General features: G+C 68.9%; 21 protein-coding genes. 13 read left to right on the forward strand and 8 right to left on the reverse strand.

Features of this window, described 5'->3' with window-relative positions:
- Window positions 1-40: 40 nt before the first annotated feature.
- Entirely contained in the window at window positions 41-916 is an 876-nt protein-coding gene (locus tag LCHO_RS19795) for a D-hexose-6-phosphate mutarotase (RefSeq protein ID WP_012348974.1), read from the forward strand.
- A 1-nt stretch (window position 917) separates the two neighbouring features.
- Here LCHO_RS19795 and LCHO_RS19800 read toward each other — a convergent pair whose 3' ends face one another.
- Window positions 918-2006 carry a 6-phosphofructokinase gene (locus tag LCHO_RS19800; RefSeq protein ID WP_012348975.1) on the reverse strand — a complete coding sequence of 363 codons (1089 nt, stop codon included), beginning with the start codon at window positions 2004-2006 and terminating at the stop codon, window positions 918-920.
- A gap of 55 nt (window positions 2007-2061) precedes the next feature.
- Between LCHO_RS19800 and mpl the strand changes: the two genes are divergently transcribed.
- From mpl to LCHO_RS19860, 12 genes are all read left to right on the forward strand, one after another.
- Window positions 2062-3504 carry a UDP-N-acetylmuramate:L-alanyl-gamma-D-glutamyl-meso-diaminopimelate ligase gene (gene mpl / locus LCHO_RS19805; RefSeq protein ID WP_012348976.1) on the forward strand — a complete coding sequence of 481 codons (1443 nt, stop codon included), beginning with the start codon at window positions 2062-2064 and terminating at the stop codon, window positions 3502-3504.
- Between the two features lie 2 nt (window positions 3505-3506).
- Window positions 3507-4130, forward strand: a complete 624-nt coding sequence (locus LCHO_RS19810; RefSeq protein WP_012348977.1) for a YqiA/YcfP family alpha/beta fold hydrolase — start codon at window positions 3507-3509, stop codon at window positions 4128-4130.
- A gap of 52 nt (window positions 4131-4182) precedes the next feature.
- Window positions 4183-4923, forward strand: a complete 741-nt coding sequence (gene fabG, locus LCHO_RS19815) for a 3-oxoacyl-ACP reductase FabG (protein ID WP_012348978.1) — start codon at window positions 4183-4185, stop codon at window positions 4921-4923.
- Window positions 4924-4962: 39 nt separating this feature from the next.
- Window positions 4963-7080 (forward strand): ribonuclease catalytic domain-containing protein, encoded by a 2118-nt coding sequence (locus LCHO_RS19820; RefSeq protein ID WP_012348979.1) that lies wholly within the window; start codon window positions 4963-4965, stop codon window positions 7078-7080.
- A 14-nt stretch (window positions 7081-7094) separates the two neighbouring features.
- Window positions 7095-7985 (forward strand): energy transducer TonB, encoded by an 891-nt coding sequence (locus LCHO_RS19825; RefSeq protein ID WP_012348980.1) that lies wholly within the window; start codon window positions 7095-7097, stop codon window positions 7983-7985.
- A 25-nt stretch (window positions 7986-8010) separates the two neighbouring features.
- Window positions 8011-8814 (forward strand): transglycosylase domain-containing protein, encoded by an 804-nt coding sequence (locus LCHO_RS19830; protein ID WP_012348981.1) that lies wholly within the window; start codon window positions 8011-8013, stop codon window positions 8812-8814.
- Window positions 8815-8858: 44 nt separating this feature from the next.
- Complete coding sequence (locus tag LCHO_RS19835; RefSeq protein ID WP_012348982.1) at window positions 8859-9485, forward strand: hypothetical protein; 627 nt, start codon at window positions 8859-8861, stop codon at window positions 9483-9485.
- Complete coding sequence (locus LCHO_RS19840) at window positions 9482-10069, forward strand: TlpA family protein disulfide reductase (protein WP_012348983.1); 588 nt, start codon at window positions 9482-9484, stop codon at window positions 10067-10069. Before LCHO_RS19835 ends, LCHO_RS19840 begins: the two co-directional genes overlap by 4 nt.
- A 365-nt stretch (window positions 10070-10434) precedes the next feature.
- Entirely contained in the window at window positions 10435-10890 is a 456-nt protein-coding gene (gene accB, locus LCHO_RS19845; protein WP_012348984.1) for an acetyl-CoA carboxylase biotin carboxyl carrier protein, read from the forward strand.
- A gap of 10 nt (window positions 10891-10900) precedes the next feature.
- Window positions 10901-12256 (forward strand): acetyl-CoA carboxylase biotin carboxylase subunit, encoded by a 1356-nt coding sequence (accC, locus tag LCHO_RS19850; RefSeq protein ID WP_012348985.1) that lies wholly within the window; start codon window positions 10901-10903, stop codon window positions 12254-12256.
- 23 nt (window positions 12257-12279) lie between these two features.
- Window positions 12280-13185 (forward strand): 50S ribosomal protein L11 methyltransferase, encoded by a 906-nt coding sequence (gene prmA / locus LCHO_RS19855; RefSeq protein WP_012348986.1) that lies wholly within the window; start codon window positions 12280-12282, stop codon window positions 13183-13185.
- Between the two features lie 21 nt (window positions 13186-13206).
- Entirely contained in the window at window positions 13207-14532 is a 1326-nt protein-coding gene (locus LCHO_RS19860) for a zinc-ribbon and DUF3426 domain-containing protein (RefSeq protein ID WP_012348987.1), read from the forward strand.
- A gap of 77 nt (window positions 14533-14609) precedes the next feature.
- Here the strand turns inward: LCHO_RS19860 and LCHO_RS19865 are convergent, their stop codons facing one another.
- From LCHO_RS19865 to rpsS, 7 genes are all read right to left on the reverse strand, one after another.
- On the reverse strand, window positions 14610-15116 hold the full coding sequence (locus tag LCHO_RS19865; RefSeq protein WP_012348988.1) for a peroxiredoxin: 507 nt from the start codon (window positions 15114-15116) through the stop codon (window positions 14610-14612).
- Between the two features lie 140 nt (window positions 15117-15256).
- Entirely contained in the window at window positions 15257-15553 is a 297-nt protein-coding gene (rpsQ, locus tag LCHO_RS19870) for a 30S ribosomal protein S17 (protein WP_012348989.1), read from the reverse strand.
- Window positions 15553-15750, reverse strand: coding sequence for a 50S ribosomal protein L29 (gene rpmC / locus LCHO_RS19875; protein ID WP_012348990.1), 198 nt, complete (start codon window positions 15748-15750; stop codon window positions 15553-15555). Before rpmC ends, rpsQ begins: the two co-directional genes overlap by 1 nt.
- 14 nt (window positions 15751-15764) lie before the next feature.
- Complete coding sequence (gene rplP / locus LCHO_RS19880; protein WP_012348991.1) at window positions 15765-16181, reverse strand: 50S ribosomal protein L16; 417 nt, start codon at window positions 16179-16181, stop codon at window positions 15765-15767.
- A gap of 3 nt (window positions 16182-16184) precedes the next feature.
- Entirely contained in the window at window positions 16185-17042 is an 858-nt protein-coding gene (gene rpsC / locus LCHO_RS19885; RefSeq protein ID WP_012348992.1) for a 30S ribosomal protein S3, read from the reverse strand.
- Between the two features lie 18 nt (window positions 17043-17060).
- Window positions 17061-17390, reverse strand: coding sequence for a 50S ribosomal protein L22 (rplV, locus tag LCHO_RS19890; protein WP_012348993.1), 330 nt, complete (start codon window positions 17388-17390; stop codon window positions 17061-17063).
- 12 nt (window positions 17391-17402) lie between these two features.
- A complete protein-coding gene (gene rpsS, locus LCHO_RS19895; protein WP_012348994.1) occupies window positions 17403-17678 on the reverse strand; it encodes a 30S ribosomal protein S19 in 276 nt (91 codons plus the stop codon).
- Window positions 17679-17691: the final 13 nt, after the last annotated feature.

Consider the following 17691-nt stretch of genomic DNA (forward strand, 5'->3'; position numbering starts at 1 on the left):
CGCAGCGGGTGCCGCGGCGCCTGCTGCGACGCACCCGACCATGACCGAAACCTCTCCCCAACCGCGCGCCCACCAGCGCACCGGTCCGTGCCAGTTCGAAGGCCAGAGCGCCGTGCACCTGCGCTCGCCCGCCGGCGCCCAGGCCACCGTGCTGCTGCATGGCGCCACCCTGGTGTCGTGGCAGCCGGCTGGCGACGAAGAACAGCTCTACCTGTCGCCGGCGGCCGTGCTCGACGGCAGCGCGCCCGTGCGCGGTGGCGTGCCGGTGATCTTTCCGCAGTTCAACCAGCAGGGGCCGCTGCCCAAGCACGGCTTTGCACGCGACCACGCCTGGACGCTGCAGGAGGCGACGGTGCGCGGCGAACACGCCTTCGCGGTGCTCACGCTCAGCGACAACGAGGCCACCCGCGCGCTCTGGCCGCACGCCTTCACGCTTGAGCTGACGATCAGCATCGACAGCCACCGCATCGACATGGAGCTGGCGGTGATCAACAACGGCGAGATGCCGTTCGAGTTCCAGGCCGCGCTGCACACCTACCTGTCCACCACCGACGTGCGACGCGCCCAGCTCGAAGGCCTGATCGGCCAGAACTACCAGGACACCGTGCTCGACCAGCCGCGCCAGCAGTGGATCGACGTCGTCACGATCGCCCAGGAAATCGACCGCATCTACTGGCAGGCGCCGGCCGAGCTGACGCTGCGCGACACGGGCCGCCGGCTGGCGATCGTCAGCCGCGGCTTCGAGGACTGCGTGGTCTGGAACCCCGGCCCCGAGCGCTCGGCCAGCCTTCCCGACCTGCCGGACGACGGCTGGCTGACGATGCTGTGCGTCGAGGCCGCGCAGATCGGCAACCCGGTGCGGCTCGCCGCCGGCGAGGAATGGTCGGCAATCCAGAGCCTGGTCGTCGCCAAATAAGTCAACCCTGACCCAGGCAGACGCCGATCTGCCGCGCGCACACCAGCAGCGGGTGGTCGGTCGGCACGGTGCGGTTGCGGCCAGCCACGCTGGCGAGATCGACGCTCGTCATCGCGCCGTGCTGCAGCGTCACCATGCGGTTGTATTCGCCGCGCAGCACCAGCTGGGCGGCGGCGTTGCCGTATTGCGTGGCCAGCACGCGGTCGAACGGCGTCGGGCTGCCGCCGCGCTGCACGTGGCCGAGCACCGTGGCGCGCACCTCGGCCTCGATCAGCGGCTGCAGCTGCGCGCGCAGCACATGGCCGACGCCGCCCAGGCGCAGCGGATCGGGGCTGTCGGCCACGGTGCGCTCGATGGTCATGCCGCCACCGGCCACCGCGGCGCCTTCGGCGATGCAGATCACGGTGCAGCGCCGAGCGCGCGAGCGCTCACGGCAGACCGCCGCGATCGCCTCGACGCTGTAGGGCAGCTCGGGAATCAGGATCACGTCGGCCGCCCCGGCCATGCCGGCCTCCAGCGCGATCCAGCCGGCGTAGCGGCCCATGGTCTCGACGATCATGACCCGACCGTGGCTCTGGCCGGTGGTCTGCACGCGTTCGAGCGCCTCGGTCACGGTGGCCACCGCGGTGTCGAAACCGAAGCTGCGCTCGTTGTGGGCGATGTCGTTGTCGATCGTCTTGGGCACGCCGACCACCGGCAGGCCGCGCTGCGCCAGGCCGTGCGCCATCGTCATGGTGCCGTCGCCGCCGATGGCCACCAGCGCCTGCAGGCCGAGCTCGCGAGCGTAGGCGAGCACGGCCTGCGACACGTCCTGGCCGTGCCAGGCGAACGGGCTGGCGGTGTTGCTGGTGCCGAGCACCGTGCCGCCGGTGGCCAGGATGTCGCTGACCGAGCGCCAGTCGAGCGGGCGCACGCGGTGTTCGATCAGGCCCAGGAAGCCGTCCTCGACGCCGATCACCTCGGCGCCGCACTGGTAGATCAGCGATTTGGTGACCGCGCGTATCACCGCGTTCAGTCCCGGACAGTCGCCGCCGCCGGTCAGCACGCCGATGCGCGGGGCGGGGTTCTGGGAATCTGTTGTCTGGCTCATCAAGCGCTCCTCTGGCTGGATCGGAAGTCTAGCGAGCCACTCCTAGAATCGCCCGATGCACATCCACATTCTCGGCATTTGCGGCACCTTCATGGGCGGCCTGGCGGCGCTGGCGCGCGAGGCCGGCCACCGCGTCACCGGCTGCGATGCCAACGTCTACCCGCCGATGAGCGACCAGCTGCGCGCACTCGGCATCGAGCTGATCGAGGGCTGGGGCGTCGACCAGCTCGCGCTCGCGCCCGACCTCTACGTGGTCGGCAACGTGGTGAGCCGCGGCAACCCGCTGATGGAGGCCATCCTCGACGCCGGCGCGCCCTACACCAGCGGGCCGCAGTGGCTGGCCGAACACGTGCTGCAAGGCCGTCACGTGCTGGCGGTGGCCGGCACCCACGGCAAGACCACCACCACCTCGATGCTGGCCTGGATCCTCGAAGCCGCCGGGCTGCAGCCGGGTTTCCTGGTCGGCGGCGTGCCGCAGAACTTCGGCGTCTCGGCGCGGCTGGGTCGGATCGGGCGCCCGAGCGCCGCCGGGCCGTCCCAAGGCGCGAGCGCCCCCGCGGGGGGCAGCGAAGCGCACGCAGTGGCGAGCGTGGGGGCTCCTTTCGTCATTGAAGCGGACGAATACGACACCGCCTTCTTCGACAAGCGCAGCAAGTTCGTGCACTACCGGCCGCGCACCGCGATCCTGAACAACCTCGAATACGACCACGCCGACATCTTTGCGGACCTGGCGGCGATCGAGACCCAGTTCCACCACCTCGTGCGCACCGTGCCGGCCAAGGGCCGGCTGGTGGTGAACCAGCGCGAGGACAGCCTGCGGCGCGTGCTCGAACGCGGCTGCTGGAGCGAGGTGCACTACTTCGGCGCCCGCAAGGAAACCCCCGGCGCCTTGCGCTCGCGCGGCGAGCCGCATGCGTTCGACGTGCTGCGCGGCAGCCTCAAGGTGGCCCGCGTCGAGTGGGGCCTGCTCGGCGAGCACAACCAGCTCAACGCGCTGGCCGCGATCGCCGCGGCCGAGCACGTGGGCGTCAGCCCGGCCGACGCCGGCGCGGCTCTGGGCCGCTTCGAGAACGTGCGCCGCCGGCTCGAGCTGCGTGGCGAGGCGAGTGGCGTCAAGGTCTACGACGACTTCGCGCACCACCCGACCGCGATCCACACCACCGTCAACGGCCTGCGCCGCAAGGTCGGCGTGGCGCGCATCCTGGCGGTGTTCGAGCCGCGCTCCAACACCATGAAGCTCGGCACGATGGCCTCGCAGCTGCCGTGGGCGCTGGAAGAAGCCGACCTGTCGTTCTGCCACAGCGGCGGGCTGGGCTGGGACGCCGCCGCGGCGCTGGTGCCACTGGGCGAGCAGGCGCAGGTGCACGACAGCATCGAGCGCCTGGTCGCCGCCGTGGTGCGCGCGGCCCGGCCGGGCGATCACATCCTGTGCATGAGCAACGGCGGTTTCGGCGGCGTGCACGCCAAGCTGCTGGAAGCGCTCGCCGCACGCGCGTGACGATGGCATCCGGAGGGGCCGACGCCTGCGCGGTCGGCGTGACGCACCTGCTGTATCTGCACGGCTTCCGCTCGTCGCCGCAGTCGTTCAAGGCCCGGCGCATGGCCGACTGGATGCGCACGCACCGGCCCGACGTGCAGTGGTGGTGCCCGCAGCTGCCGCCCTCGCCGCAGGCGGCGGCCGAGCGGCTGCTCGACGGTGTCAAAGACTGGCCGGCCGACCGCAGCGCCGTGATCGGCAGCTCGCTCGGCGGCTTCTACGCCACCGTGCTGGCCGAGCGGCTGGGCTGGCCGGCGGTGCTGATCAACCCGGCCGTCGAGCCGGCGCGCGACCTGGCGCGCCACATCGGCGAGCAGACCAGCTGGCACGACCCGCAGGATCATTTCTTCTTCCGCGCCGAATTCATCGACGAGTTGCGCGCCCTGCGCCCCGCCGCGCTGAGCCGCCCGCAGCGCTACCTGGCCGTGATCGCAAAAGGCGACGAGGTGCTCGACTGGCGCGAGATGCAAGCGCGTTACGCCGACACGCAGATCCGCCTGATCGACGGCAGCGACCACGCGCTGAGCGATTTCGACATCCACCTGCCGCAGATCCTGCAGTTCCTCGGGCTCGATCGCGCCGCCTGAAGGGCGAGCCGAGCCCACCGTTCCCGTCCCACCACCCTTGCGTTCCCACACCATGCGATTGAAAAACAAGGTTTCCATCATCACCGGCGCGGCCCAGGGCATCGGCCTGGCCACGGCGCTCAAGTTCGCCCGCGAAGGTGCGATCGTGATCGTCTGCGACCTGCGCCAGGCCGCGGTCGATGCGGCAGTGGCCCAGTGCCGCGAGCTGGGCGCGTTGGCCGACGGCTTTGCGCTCGACGTCACCGACCGCACGGCGGTCGACGCGATGGTGGCCGCCGTCAAGGCCCGCCACGGCCGCATCGACACGCTGGTCAACAACGCCGGCATCACGAAGGACGCGCGGCTGCAGAAGATGACGATCGAGCAGTTCGACGCCGTGATCGACGTCAACCTGCGCGCGGTCTTCCACTGCGCGCAGGCGGTGGCAGATACGATGGTCGAGCAGGGCGCGGGCGTGATCCTGAACGCCAGCAGCGTGGTCGGCATCTACGGCAACTTCGGCCAGACCAACTACGCGGCCACCAAATTCGGCGTGATCGGCTTCACCAAAACCTGGAGCCGCGAGCTCGGCCCCAAGGGCGTGCGGGTCAATGCGGTGGCGCCGGGTTTCATCGAGACGCCGATCCTCGCGACCATCCCCGACAAGGTGATGGAGCAGATGCGCCACGACGTGCCGCTGCGCCGCCTGGGCAAGCCCGAGGAGATCGCCAACGTCTACGCCTTCCTGGCCAGCGACGAGGCCAGCTACATCAACGGCACCGTGATCGAGGTGGCAGGCGGGCTGACCGTCTGAGCCGGCCGGCGGTGCGCGCCCTGCGACAATCCCGCCCCTATGGCCCAGAACCCTCCACAGCACTCAGCCCAGCATTTCGCCCTGTTTGACGAAGCCGGCAAATTCCTCGCCGGCCGTGTCCTGTCCGAAGCCGAAAGCTCGCTGCAGATCGAGCTCGACTCGGGCAAGCGGGCCAAGGTCAAGGCCGTCAACGTGATGCTGCGCTTCGACAAGCCCGCGCCGGCCGAGCTGATCGCCGAAGGCCAGCGCCTGGCCGAGCAGATCGACCTCGACCTGGCCTGGGAATTCGCGCCCGAAGAGGATTTCGGCTTCGCCGATTTCGCGCGCGACTATTTCAACGCCAGCGCCGGCGTGACGCAGCAGGCCGCGGCGCTGTTTCGCCTGCACGGCGCGCCGCACTACTTCCGCCGCGCCGGCAAGGGCCAGTTCCGCAAGGCGCCCGAAGAGATCGTCAAAGCCGCGCTGCTGGGCATCGAGCGCAAGGCCCAGCAGGCCGCGCAGATCGAGGGCTGGGTCGGCGAGCTGGTGGCCAGGACCTGCCCGCAGCCGGTGCGCGAGCAGCTCTACAAGATCCTCTTCAAGCCCGACAAGAACGCGCCCGAATACAAGGCGGTGGTCGACGCCGCCCGCCGCGCCCAGCGCGCGCCGCTCGACCTGCTGCTCGACGCCGGCGCGATCGACAGCCCCTACCAGTTCCACTGGCGGCGCTTCCTGTTCGACCAGTTCCCCAAGGGCACGAACTTCCCCGCCGGCCTGGCTGCGCCGGCCATCAAGGACGAGCTGCCGCTGGCGCCGGTGCGGGCGTTTTCGGTCGACGACTCGTCGACCACCGAGATCGACGACGCGCTGTCGGTGCAGGGCCTGGGCAGCGGCACGGTGATCTTCGGCGTGCACATCGCCGCGCCCGCGCTGGCGGTTCAGCCCGACTCGGCCGTCGACAAGGTGGCGCGCGACCGTTTCTCGACCGTCTACATGCCGGGCTGGAAGCTGACCATGCTGCCCGACGAGGTGGTGCAGTCGTACACGCTGATGGAAGGCCGCGATTGCCCGGCCGTGTCGCTGTACGTCACCTTCGACGAGGCCACGCTGGAGGTGCGCGGCAGCGAGACCAAGATCGAGCGCGTGCCGATCGCCGCCAACCTGCGCCACGACCAGCTCGACGCCGTCGTCACCGAAGCCGCGCTGACCGGTGCGGCGCCGGCCGAGTTCGCCTTCGCGCCCGAGCTGAGCTTCGCCTTCCGGCTGGCCCGTCACCTGAAGGCCGGGCGCGAGGTGGTGCGCGGCAAGCCGGAGAACTTCAACCGGCCGGACTACAACTTCAAGCTGGTCGACGCCGAGGGGCTGTCGATCGCCGAGCTGCCGGCCGGCCATGAAAAGATCGTGATCAGCGAACGCCGCCGCGGCGCGCCGCTCGACACCATCGTCGCCGAGGCCATGATCCTGGCCAACAACACCTGGGGCGGCTGGCTGGCCGAGCTGGGCGTGCCGGGCATCTACCGCAGCCAGGCCAGCATGGCGCCGGGCATCAAGGTGCGCATGCAGACCCGGCCCGCGCCACACGCCGGCATGGGCGTGGCGCACTACACCTGGGCCACCTCGCCGCTGCGCCGCTACGTCGACCTGGTCAACCAATGGCAGATCATCGCCTGCGCCCGCCACGGCCGCACCGCCGCGCTGGTGGCGCCGTTCAAGCCCAAGGACACCGCGCTGCTGGCGATCATCAGCGGCTTCGACGCCGCCTACTCGGCCTACAACGGCTTCCAGAACGGCATCGAGCGCTACTGGACGCTGCGCTGGCTGGAGCAGAACGACGTCACCGAGATCGACTGCTCGGTGATGAAGGACGGCCTGGTGCGCGCCGACAGCCTGCCGCTGGTGCTGCGCGCCATCGGCGCCGAGCAGATGCCGCGCGGCGCGCATGTGCGCGTGCGGCTGGGCCGCCCCGACCTGCTGACGCTCGACATCGGGGGCAGCGTCTCGACCCGCCTGGATGATGCGGCCTGCGCCGAAGCCGTGCCCGAGGACGAAGGCGACGACGCCGCCGAGGCCGCGCCGCTGGCGCTGGCGATCGACCTGGGGGACGCGGATGCAGGCGCCGATCCGGGAGCCGACGCCGGCACCACGGCCGGCGCCGACAGCGTGCCCGCCCAAGGCTGAGCACGGGGCGTGACGTGAACGCGAAATCCGTCCTGCAACGCCTGCGGCAACTGTCGACCCTGCAGGTGGCGCTGCTGGTCAGCCTGGCCGTGCACGCGGCCTTGCTGACGGTGCGCTTCGTCGACCCCGAAGGTTTGCGGCGCATCCTCGAAGACACGCCGCTGGAGGTGGTGCTGGTCAATTCCAGCAGCGCCACCGCGCCGCCCAACGCGCAGGTCATCGCCCAGCGCAACCTGGCCGGCGGCGGCGATGCGGCACAGGGCCGGGCGACCTCGCCGCTGCCGCCGATGCCGACCACCCAGGCCGGCGATTCGTTCGAGGACACCCGCCAGCAGATCGCGCAGCTGCAGGCGCAGCAGATGCTGCTGCTGGCGCAGGTCAAGCGCGAGCTGGCCAGCCTGTCCACGCCCGAGCAGCGCCAGAGCGGCAACCCGACGCTGCGTCCGGCCGAGGAGCAGCGCCGCCGCCAGCTGCTGGCCCTGCTGGCGCAGATCGAGAAACGCATCCAGCAGGAAAACGCCCGGCCGCGCCGGCGCTTCGTCAGCCCGGCCGCGCGCGAGGGCGTGCACGCGCTCTATTACGACAGCCTGCGCCAGCGCGTCGAGGACGTCGGCACCCGCAACTTCCCGGAGGTCAACGGCCGCAAGCTCTACGGCGAACTGACGATGCTGGTGGCAGTGGGCGGCAGCGGCGAGGTGGTCGAGGCCGACATCGTGCAGTCGTCAGGCAACAAGGTGCTCGACAAGCGCGCCCTGACGATCGTGCGCGGCGCCGCGCCCTACGGCAACTTCACGCCGGCGATGCTGGCGCAGTTCGACCAGCTGGTGTTCGTCTCGCGCTTCCGCTTCACGCGCGACGAGGGCCTGAAGGCGGCCGTCGAGGACGCCACCGGCGCGCGACCCTGAACCTTCTGAAAAGTCCTCCGACGCGATGAAAGTGCTGAAGTCGCACGCGGTGCGCCTGCTCGTGCTGCTGGTGCTCAGCGGCCTGGCGCTGCAGCTGTTCTTCCTGGCGCGCATCACGGCGATGCGCTGGATCGACCCCGAGTCGACCGCCTTCCAGCGCAGCGAGATCTGGCGCCTGGTGAGCGAGCAGCATCAGCTGAGCTGGAGCCAGCGCTGGGTGCCGTACGAGCAGATCGCCGACTCGCTCAAGCGCGCCGTGATCGCCAGCGAGGACGCCGGTTTCGTCGATCACAGCGGCGTCGAATGGGACGCGATCGAGAAGGCCTGGACACGCAACCAGCAGGCCGAGGCGCGCGCCGAGAAGCTCAACGAGGCGCGCCTGCGCCGCGAGGAACAGGCGGCGGCGCGCCGCAAGTCCGAGGCGGCCGCCAGCGCGCGCTCGCCCCGGCTCGTGCAGCCCAAGGTGGTCGGCGGCTCGACCATCAGCCAGCAACTGGCCAAGAACCTGTTCCTGTCGGGCGAGCGCACCACGCTGCGCAAGGGCCAGGAGCTGCTGATCACGCTGATGCTGGAGACGGCGCTGCCGAAGGCGCGCATCCTCGAGATCTACCTGAACAACGTCGAATGGGGCGAGGGGCTGTTCGGCGCGCAGGCGGCGGCGCGGCACTACTTCCACATCGACGCCGCCCGGCTCGGCGCCTACCAGGCCGCGCGCCTGGCGGTGATGCTGCCGGCGCCCAAGCGCTTCGAGAAGCGACCCGATTCGGCCTACGTGCTGGGTCGATCGTCGACCGTCGCGGCGCGCATGGGGGCGGTCGAGCTGCCCTGACCGGCCGTCTGCGCGCCGGCGACGGGCTGCCTAGAATCCTGCTCATGACATCCGAGCTGACCCTGGAAATCGCTGCCGTGGCCGCCGGCCTGGTGGTCGACGAGGGTCTCGAATACGGCCCGGCCAAGCGCCGCGCCGCGCAGCAGGTCGGGCGGCGCACCACCCGCGCCGCCGATCTGCCCGACAACGAGACGCTCGAGGACGCCGTGCGCGAGCACATCGCGCTGTTCTGCGCCGACACCCAGCCCGCCGAACTCGCCGCGCTGCGCCAGGTGGCGGCGCTGTGGATGGCGCGCCTGGCGGCGTTTCGTCCGCACCTGTGCGGCGCGGTCTGGCGCGGCACCGCCACCCGGCTGTCGGTGGTGCACCTCGAACTGTTCTGCAACGACAGCAAGGAGGCCGAGATCGCCTTGCTCGATCGGCAGGTCGATTTCGACATCGGCAGCGTGACGGGGCCGCGTGGCCGCCCGATCGACGTGCTGGTGATCGACCACCCGTGCCGCGAGCTGGGCGAGTCGGTCAACGTGCAGCTGACGGTGCTCGACCACGACGACCTGCGCGGCGCCCTCAAACCCGATGCCCGCGGCCGCAGCCAGCGTGGCGATCTGGCCGCGCTGCAGCGGCTGATGCAACACTCCGCCCAGACGCGGACACCCGAAAGCGCTCCATGAACCGTCGCAAGCTCACCCTCGGCGTCGTCGCCGGCACCGCCCTGGCCGCGGGGATCGGCTGGTCGCTGCGCCGCGGTGCCGGCACGCCGCCGGCCACCCCCGACACCGCCAACCCGAGCGCAGCCCGGGCCCCGGCCGGCGCCGATGCGGCATCGGCCGGCGCCGCACCCGATCTGTGGAGCCTGCGCTTCGATCGCCCCGAGGGCGGCGAGGTGGTGATGGCGAGCCTGCGCGGCAAGCCCCTGCTGATCAACTTCTGGGCCACCTGGTGCCCGCCCTGCGTGCGCGAGATGCCGCTGCTCGACAGCCATGCACGCGAGTTCGGCCCACGCGGCCTTCAGGTGCTGGGCCTGGCGGTGGACGGGCCGTCGCCGGTGCGCGAGTTCCTGCTCAAGACGCCGGTCAGCTTTCCGATCGGCTTGACCGGTTTTGCCGGCACCGAGCTGGCGCGCTCGCTCGGCAACACGACCGGCGGTCTGCCGTTCACGGTGCTGTTCGACAGCGCCGGCACCGCCGTGCAACAGAAGCTGGGCGAGACCCATCTGGCCGAGCTGCAGGGCTGGGCCAAGTCGGTCGGGCTCTGATCGGCGGCCCCCGCTTCGCGCGGTGGGCTGCAAACCACGAGCCTGTCAAGGGTCTTCGTGAGCTCAAAACGGCGTAAAGTCGGGGGTTTGTCTTTCAAACCCTCAGCTTTCATGCACATCATCGCTTTCCTTGACCGCGGTCGCGAAGCGCGGCACCGCCCGGCACGGCCCGGTCAGTCAGCTGCGCCGACGACCTGCACCGAGGTCGGGGCTGGGGTGTCCACGCTGCGCCCAGCGGTGTCGGCCATGACCGACACCGCCCGGCGGTGCATTGACGGGTCGGCCTGCTCATGAGCAAGGCACCCAAGGTATCGGCCGAAACGGTCGCTGACTCCCCCACCACAAAGAACCATGGAGCTCCCCGCATGGACCTTCGCAAGCTCAAGACCCTGATCGACCTGGTTTCGGAATCGAACATTTCCGAGCTGGAGATCACTGAAGCCGACGGCAAGGTCCGGATCGTCAAGACCGCACCGGTGGCCGCCGTGGCAGCGCCGGTCTATGCCGCAGCGCCCGTGGCCGCTCCGGTGGCGGCCGTGGCCGCGGCCCCGGTGGTCGCAGCCGTGGCCGAAGCGCCAGCCTTCACCGGCCATGTCGTGAAGTCGCCGATGGTGGGCACCTTCTACCGCGCCTCCAACCCCGGCGCCAAGCCGCTGGTGGATGTCGGCCAGCAGGTCAAGGAAGGCCAGGCGGTCTGCATCATCGAAGCCATGAAGATCATGAACGAGATCGACAGCGACAAGGCCGGCACGATCAGCAAGGTGCTGGTCGAGAACGGCCAGGCGGTCGAGTACGGCCAGCCGCTGTTCATCATCGAATGAGGTCTTCTTGATGTTCAAGAAAATACTCATCGCCAACCGAGGCGAGATCGCCCTTCGCATCCAGCGCGCCTGCCGCGAGATGGGCATCCGCGCGGTGGTGGTCTATTCGGAGGCCGACCGCGACGCCAAGTACGTCAAGCTGGCCGACGAATCGGTCTGCATCGGGCCGGCCGCGTCGACGCTCAGCTACCTCAACATGCCGGGCATCATCGCCGCCGCCGAGGTGACCGACGCCGAGGCGATCCACCCGGGTTACGGCTTCCTGTCGGAGAACGCCAACTTCGCCGAGCGGGTCGAGAAAAGCGGCTTCGCCTTCATCGGCCCGACGCCCGAGTCGATCCGCCTGATGGGCGACAAGGTGTCGGCCAAGGACGCGATGGTCAAGGCCGGCGTGCCCACCGTGCCGGGCGTGCCCGGCGCCCTGCCCGAAGACAGCAAGGAAGTGATCCGCATCGCCCGCGAAGTGGGCTACCCGGTGATCATCAAGGCGTCGGGCGGCGGCGGCGGGCGCGGCATGCGCGTGGTGCACACCGAAGCCGCGCTGCTGACGGCGGTGCAGACCACCCGCGCCGAAGCCGGTGCGGCGTTCGGCAATCCGGCGGTCTACCTCGAGAAGTTCCTCGAGAACCCGCGCCACATCGAGATCCAGGTGCTGGCCGACACGCACGGCAACGCGGTCTGGCTGGGCGAGCGCGACTGCTCGATGCAGCGCCGTCACCAGAAGATCATCGAGGAAGCGCCGGCTCCGGGCATCCCGCGCAAGGTGATCGAGAAGGTCGGCGAACGCTGTGCGGCGGCCTGCAAGAAGATCGGCTATCGCGGCGCGGGCACCTTCGAGTTCCTGTTCGAGAACGGCGAGTTCTACTTCATCGAGATGAACACGCGCGTGCAGGTCGAGCACCCGGTGACCGAGCTGGTGACCGGCATCGACATCGTGCAGCAGCAGATCCGCATCGCTGCGGGCGAGAAGCTGTCGTTCACGCAGAAGCAGGTGCCGGTGCGTGGCCACTCGATCGAGTGCCGCATCAACGCCGAGGATCCGTACACCTTCATGCCCTCACCGGGCCGCATCTCGATGTGGCACCCGCCGGGTGGCCCGGGCGTGCGCGTCGACTCGCATGCGTACACCAACTACTTCGTGCCGCCGAACTACGACTCGATGATCGGCAAGGTGATCGTGCACGCCGACACGCGCGACCAGGCGCTGGCGCGCATGCGCAGCGCGCTGAGCGAAACGCTGGTCGAAGGCATCTCGACCAACATCCCGCTGCACCGTGAACTGATGGCCGACGCCGCTTTCATCGAAGGCGGCACCAGCATCCACTACCTGGAAGGCTGGATGGAACGGCGCAACAAGGCGCGCTGATCCGCAGTCAAGGAACGGACCCGATGGTTGAACTGATGCTGCTGGCCCCGGCCGGCGAAGTGGAGCGCATTTCCGATGCGCTGATGGAACTCGACGCGCTGGCGGTGACGGTGGAAGACGCCGATGCCGACACGCCCGACGAGGCGCCGATCTTCGGCGAGCCCGGCATGCCCGCCACCTTCGGCGAGCAGATCCGCGGCTGGCGGCATTCGGTGCTGAAGGCCCTGTTCGAGAACGAGACCCTGGCCACCGAGGCGGCCACCGTGCTGCTGGCCGAAGAAGGCTGGAGCGACCTGCACGTGCAGGGGCTCGCGCCGGTGGCCGAGCAGGACTGGGTGCGGCTGACGCAGTCGCAGTTCGATCCGGTGCGCATCACCGACACCTTCTGGATCGTGCCCTCGTGGCACGAACCGCCGGCGCAGGCCCGGCGCGTGATGCGGCTCGATCCCGGCCTGGCCTTCGGCACCGGTACCCATCCGACCACCCGCATGTGCCTGCGCTGGATCGCCGGCCATGCCGATGTGGCGACGCCGTGGCCGCGCGTGCTCGACTACGGCTGCGGCTCGGGCATCCTCGCCATCGGCGCGGCGCTGCATGGCGCGACGGGCATCGATGCGGTCGACATCGACACCGCCGCGGTCGAGTCGACCCTGGCCAACGCCCAGGCCAACGGCGTGACGCTGCACGCCGGCCTGCCCGATCAGGCCAACGGCAGCTATCCGGTCGTGCTGGCCAACATCCTGTCGGCGCCGTTGAAGCTGCTGGCGCCGCTGTTGTGCGGCCATGTCGAGGCGGGCGGATCGCTGGTGCTGGCCGGCATCCTGGAGCGCCAGATCGACGAGCTGACCGAGGCCTACGCGCCGTGGATCGCCCTCGAGGTCGGCGACCGCGAAGACGGCTGGGTTCTGCTGACGGGCCGCCGCGCCTGATCGCCGGCCGACCGTGTCCGCATGAGCCTGGCGACCTCCTGCCCATCGTGCGGCACGATCTTCAAGGTCGTCGAAGACCAGCTCAAGGTCTCCGAAGGCTGGGTGCGCTGCGGCCACTGCCACGAGGTCTTCAACGCGCTCGAGGGCCTGTTCGACCTGGCCGGCCGCCAGCGGCCGCAGTTTTCGCCACGCCCGGCAGCCGGCGCCGACACGATGCCACGCCGCAGCGGCACGGTCCCGGCACCGGGCCCGGCAACCCCACCGCCCAGAGCCGATCAGCGGCACCCCGACAACCCGGCCGACTGGATCGAAACGCGGCCGGCGATGTTCTCAGACGTCGAAGCCCTGCGCGCGCAGCAACTGGAACGCGATGCGCGGCGACTCAGTCGGCTGGCCGCACAGGACGCGGCGACCACGGCCACCGGGGCGACCGCACCACCGGATGACGCGCCACCCGAGGTCTCGACGCCGTCACAGCCCGGGCCGCTGGCGGTGCCGGAGACGGATCAGGCCGAGTTATCGTCCCGATCGGAGACGGCCCGTGCCGGCCCGGCGATCGAGTTCGCCGCCGCCGACGAACCCGACCGGATCGAGGCCGAGGCTCGGCAGACCGAATGGCCGGCCGGTTCAGAAACCGAGTTCATCGATCTCAGCGCGGCAGACACCGTCTTTCAGCCGCACGAACAGAACAGCCTTTTCGGCGACAACCTGACCGCCTACGACGCCCTGCCGCCCGTCGCCGACGAGGCCGAGGCCGGTAATCGGTCCGCGGCCGCACCTGCGGTCGACGCGGCGGCTGCGGCCCTGGCAGCCGATGCGGCATCCGGCACGGCGGCGTTGCCAGCCTTCGTGCGTCAGGCCGATCGCGCCGCCTGGTGGCGCAAGCCGACGGTTCGCCTGCTGCTGGCGGCGGGCTGTGCCTGTGCATCGGCCACCTTGCTGCTGCAACTCGCGCTGCACCATCGCGACAGCCTGGCCGGGCGCTGGCCTGCGCTGCACCCGCCGCTGACCGCGATCTGCGCGCAGATCGGCTGCACCGTGCAGGCGCCTCGGCAGCTCGACGCCCTGGTGGTCGAGAACACGGCGCTGACCCGACCGGCGGGTGTCGACGGCTACCGCCTGCAGGTGCTGCTGCGCAACCGGGTCGATTTCGAGATCCGTGCGCCGCACCTCGAACTCAGCCTGACCGACGCCGCCGGTGCCGTGATCGTGCGTCGCGTGCTGAGCCCCGCCGACTTCAGGCAGGCCGAGACCTTGGGCGCCAGCGCCGAAGGCAACTGGCAGCTCGAACTCAGCAGCAGAGACAAGCGCATCGCCGGCTACACCGTCGCCGCGTTCTATCCCTGACCTGAGAAACACCTCTCGGGTGCCGGCCAGCCGGTCGACAGACCGGACCGGCGGCCTCTTGCGGTCGATTCAGGAGGTCAGGCGGCAGCCTGACGCAGCATCGTCTGTGCGTCGCTGACCTCGAACTTGCCGGGGGCTTCGACGTTGAGCGTCTTGACCACGCCGTCGACCACCAGCATCGAGTAGCGCTGCGAGCGCAGGCCCATGCCACGCGCCACCAGGTCGAGCGTCAGGCCGGTCGCCTGCGTGAACGTGCCCGAACCGTCGGCCATCATGCGCACCTTGCCCGCCGTGCCTTGATCGCGGCCCCAGGCGCCCATCACGAAAGCGTCGTTGACCGACAAGCACCAGATCTCGTCGACACCGGCCGCCTTCAAGGCATCGGCCGCCTGGACATAACCCGGCACATGCTGGGCCGAACAGGTGGGGGTGAAGGCACCGGGCAAAGCGAAGATCGCGACGGTCTTGCCGGCGGTTTCTTTCGTCACGTCAAAGCTGTTGGGACCGAGCGAGCAGCCATTGCCCTCGACCTCGATGTACTCATTGAGCGTGCCCGCGGGCAGCTTGTCTCCGACCTTCAACATGTGGAATCTCCAGGGTGGGTGAAAAAAAGAAAACCAGACGAGAAACAAAAAAACCGGCAGCCAGTATTCCAGCGTGCCGGTTCAAGTGCAGCCGGAGTCGAGATGACCCCGGAAGCAGGATGTTATGGGTATCTTGACGGTCAGACCGCGCGGGCCTTTTCGACCAGACGCGTGACGACCCAGTTCTTGGTCTTCGAAAGCGGACGGCTCTCGGAGATCTCGACCACGTCGCCCATCTTGTAGTCGCCGTTTTCGTCGTGCGCGTGGTACTTGCGCGAGCGGGCAACGATCTTGCCGTACAGCTCGTGCTTGGCGCGACGCTCGACCAGCACCGTGACGGTCTTGGCGCGCTTGTCGCTCACCACCTTGCCGACGAGGGTACGGGTGTTCTTGACAGCAGGCGCGGCAGCCGCAACTGCGGTTTGGGCTTCGCTCATCACGCAGCTCCCTTCTTCTTCTCGGTCAGGATCGTGCGGGCACGCGCGATGTCGCGACGGGTCTGCTTGATCACCGAGTGGTTGGTCAGTTGTTGCGTGGCCTTTTGCATGCGCAGACCGAAATGGGCCTTCAGCAGATCGCTGATTTCCTTTTCGAGAGCTGCGACGTCCTTGGCGCGGAGTTCAGAGGCTTTCATCAGATTCTCCTGGCTCAGGTGCCGAACATGCGCGTGACGAAGGTCGTGCGCAGCGGCAGCTTGGCAGCTGCCAGCGTGAACGCTTCGCGAGCGAGGTCTTCAGGCACGCCGTTCAGTTCGTAGAGCACCTTGCCGGGCTGGATCTCGGCGACGTAGTACTCCGGATTGCCCTTGCCGTTACCCATCCGGACTTCAGCAGGCTTCTGCGAAATCGGCTTGTCCGGAAAGATGCGGATGAAGATACGGCCACCGCGCTTGATATGGCGCGAGATGGCACGACGGGCTGCTTCGATCTGGCGAGCAGTCAGACGACCACGCTCGGTGGCCTTCAGGCCGAACTCGCCGAAAGAGACATTGGCACCGCGGGTGGCGACACCCGTGTTGCGGCCCTTTTGTTCCTTACGGAACTTGCGACGCGACGGTTGCAACATTCCTTATTCTCCTTTTGCCGCCGGGGGTGCAGCGCGCACGACGCGCTTCACGCCAGGCTTGGCATCACCAGACGGTGCAGCCGATGCGCCATCAGCCGGGCCGCGACCGGCACCCGGGCCGCCACGACCAGCACCCGGACCACGACGGTCACCCGGACGGTCGCCACGCGGGTTGCGGCGGCGACGATCGTCTTCCGGACGATCTTCACCACGCATCACCGGCGCATCGCCGTTGGCCAGGCGATCGCCACGATAGACCCACACCTTGACGCCGATGACGCCGTAGGTGGTCTTCGCTTCGGCGGTGCCGTAGTCGATGTCCGCACGCAGGGTATGCAGAGGCACGCGGCCTTCGCGATACCACTCGGTGCGAGCGATTTCGATGCCGTTCAGACGACCGGCCGACATGATCTTGATGCCCTGCGCGCCCAGGCGCATCGCGTTCTGCATCGCGCGCTTCATGGCGCGGCGGAACATGATGCGCTTTTCGAGCTGCTGGGTGATCGATTCGGCGATCAGCTGCGCATCGACCTCGGGCTTGCGCACTTCCTCGATGTTGACGGCGACGGGCACCTTCAGCATCTTGGCCAGTTCGAGCTTCAGGTTCTCGATGTCCTCGCCCTTCTTGCCGATCACCACGCCCGGACGTGCCGAGTAGATCGTGATGCGGGCGTTCTTGGCGGGACGCTCGATGGTGACGCGCGAGACAGCGGCGTTCTTGAGCTTCTTCTTCAGGAACTCACGGACTTCGATGTCTTCGGCCAGCATGCCGGCGAAGTTGCGGTTGTTCGCATACCAGCGTGACGACCAGTTGCGCGTGACCGGCAGGCGGAACCCGGTAGGGTGGATTTTCTGTCCCATGGATTTCTACCTGCCTTGTCAGTTGCCAACGGTCACGTAGATGTGCGCGGTGGGCTTGCTGATGCGATTGCCACGGCCCTTGGCCCGGGCAGAGAAACGCTTCAGCGTGGCACCTTGCTCCACGTAGATCGAGGTGACGCGCAGTTCATCGATGTCTGCGCCGTCGTTGTGTTCGGCGTTCGCGATGGCGCTTTCGAGCGCCTTCTTGATGATGCCGGCAGCCTTCTTTTGCGTGAAGGTGAGGATGTCGAGCGCGAGACCGACCTTCTTGCCACGGATCAGATCCGCGACCAGACGGCCCTTGTCACATGACAGACGAACACCACGGACGATTGCTTGGGTTTCCATTGCATCGGCTCCTTAGCGCTTGGCTTTCTTGTCCGCGGGGTGACCCTTGAACGTACGGGTCAGCGCGAACTCGCCCAGCTTGTGGCCGACCATCTGGTCGGTCACGTACACAGGCACGTGCTGCTTGCCGTTGTGCACGGCAATCGTCACGCCGATGAACTCGGGCAGGATGGTCGAGCGACGCGACCAGGTCTTGACCGGCTTCTTGTCCTTGATGGCAACCGCCTTCTCGACTTTGGCGAGCAGGTGATGGTCGACGAAAGGACCCTTCTTGAGTGAACGAGACATTGCAGCGTTCCTC

The organism is Leptothrix cholodnii SP-6, from assembly GCF_000019785.1.
Taxonomy (GTDB): domain Bacteria; phylum Pseudomonadota; class Gammaproteobacteria; order Burkholderiales; family Burkholderiaceae_C; genus Sphaerotilus; species Sphaerotilus cholodnii.

Bases quoted from the DNA above. Each gene is read 5' to 3' on its own strand.
- LCHO_RS19795 (WP_012348974.1), top strand. From the start codon at position 41: ATGACCGAAACCTCTCCCCAACCGCGCGCCCACCAGCGCACCGGTCCG.
- LCHO_RS19800 (WP_012348975.1), bottom strand. From the start codon at position 2,006: ATGAGCCAGACAACAGATTCCCAGAACCCCGCCCCGCGCATCGGCGTG.
- mpl (WP_012348976.1), top strand. From the start codon at position 2,062: ATGCACATCCACATTCTCGGCATTTGCGGCACCTTCATGGGCGGCCTG.
- LCHO_RS19810 (WP_012348977.1), top strand. From the start codon at position 3,507: ATGGCATCCGGAGGGGCCGACGCCTGCGCGGTCGGCGTGACGCACCTG.
- fabG (WP_012348978.1), top strand. From the start codon at position 4,183: ATGCGATTGAAAAACAAGGTTTCCATCATCACCGGCGCGGCCCAGGGC.
- LCHO_RS19820 (WP_012348979.1), top strand. From the start codon at position 4,963: ATGGCCCAGAACCCTCCACAGCACTCAGCCCAGCATTTCGCCCTGTTT.
- LCHO_RS19830 (WP_012348981.1), top strand. From the start codon at position 8,011: ATGAAAGTGCTGAAGTCGCACGCGGTGCGCCTGCTCGTGCTGCTGGTG.
- LCHO_RS19835 (WP_012348982.1), top strand. From the start codon at position 8,859: ATGACATCCGAGCTGACCCTGGAAATCGCTGCCGTGGCCGCCGGCCTG.
- LCHO_RS19840 (WP_012348983.1), top strand. From the start codon at position 9,482: ATGAACCGTCGCAAGCTCACCCTCGGCGTCGTCGCCGGCACCGCCCTG.
- accB (WP_012348984.1), top strand. From the start codon at position 10,435: ATGGACCTTCGCAAGCTCAAGACCCTGATCGACCTGGTTTCGGAATCG.
- accC (WP_012348985.1), top strand. From the start codon at position 10,901: ATGTTCAAGAAAATACTCATCGCCAACCGAGGCGAGATCGCCCTTCGC.
- prmA (WP_012348986.1), top strand. From the start codon at position 12,280: ATGGTTGAACTGATGCTGCTGGCCCCGGCCGGCGAAGTGGAGCGCATT.
- LCHO_RS19860 (WP_012348987.1), top strand. From the start codon at position 13,207: ATGAGCCTGGCGACCTCCTGCCCATCGTGCGGCACGATCTTCAAGGTC.
- LCHO_RS19865 (WP_012348988.1), bottom strand. From the start codon at position 15,116: ATGTTGAAGGTCGGAGACAAGCTGCCCGCGGGCACGCTCAATGAGTAC.
- rpsQ (WP_012348989.1), bottom strand. From the start codon at position 15,553: ATGAGCGAAGCCCAAACCGCAGTTGCGGCTGCCGCGCCTGCTGTCAAG.
- rpmC (WP_012348990.1), bottom strand. From the start codon at position 15,750: ATGAAAGCCTCTGAACTCCGCGCCAAGGACGTCGCAGCTCTCGAAAAG.
- rplP (WP_012348991.1), bottom strand. From the start codon at position 16,181: ATGTTGCAACCGTCGCGTCGCAAGTTCCGTAAGGAACAAAAGGGCCGC.
- rpsC (WP_012348992.1), bottom strand. From the start codon at position 17,042: ATGGGACAGAAAATCCACCCTACCGGGTTCCGCCTGCCGGTCACGCGC.
- rplV (WP_012348993.1), bottom strand. From the start codon at position 17,390: ATGGAAACCCAAGCAATCGTCCGTGGTGTTCGTCTGTCATGTGACAAG.
- rpsS (WP_012348994.1), bottom strand. From the start codon at position 17,678: ATGTCTCGTTCACTCAAGAAGGGTCCTTTCGTCGACCATCACCTGCTC.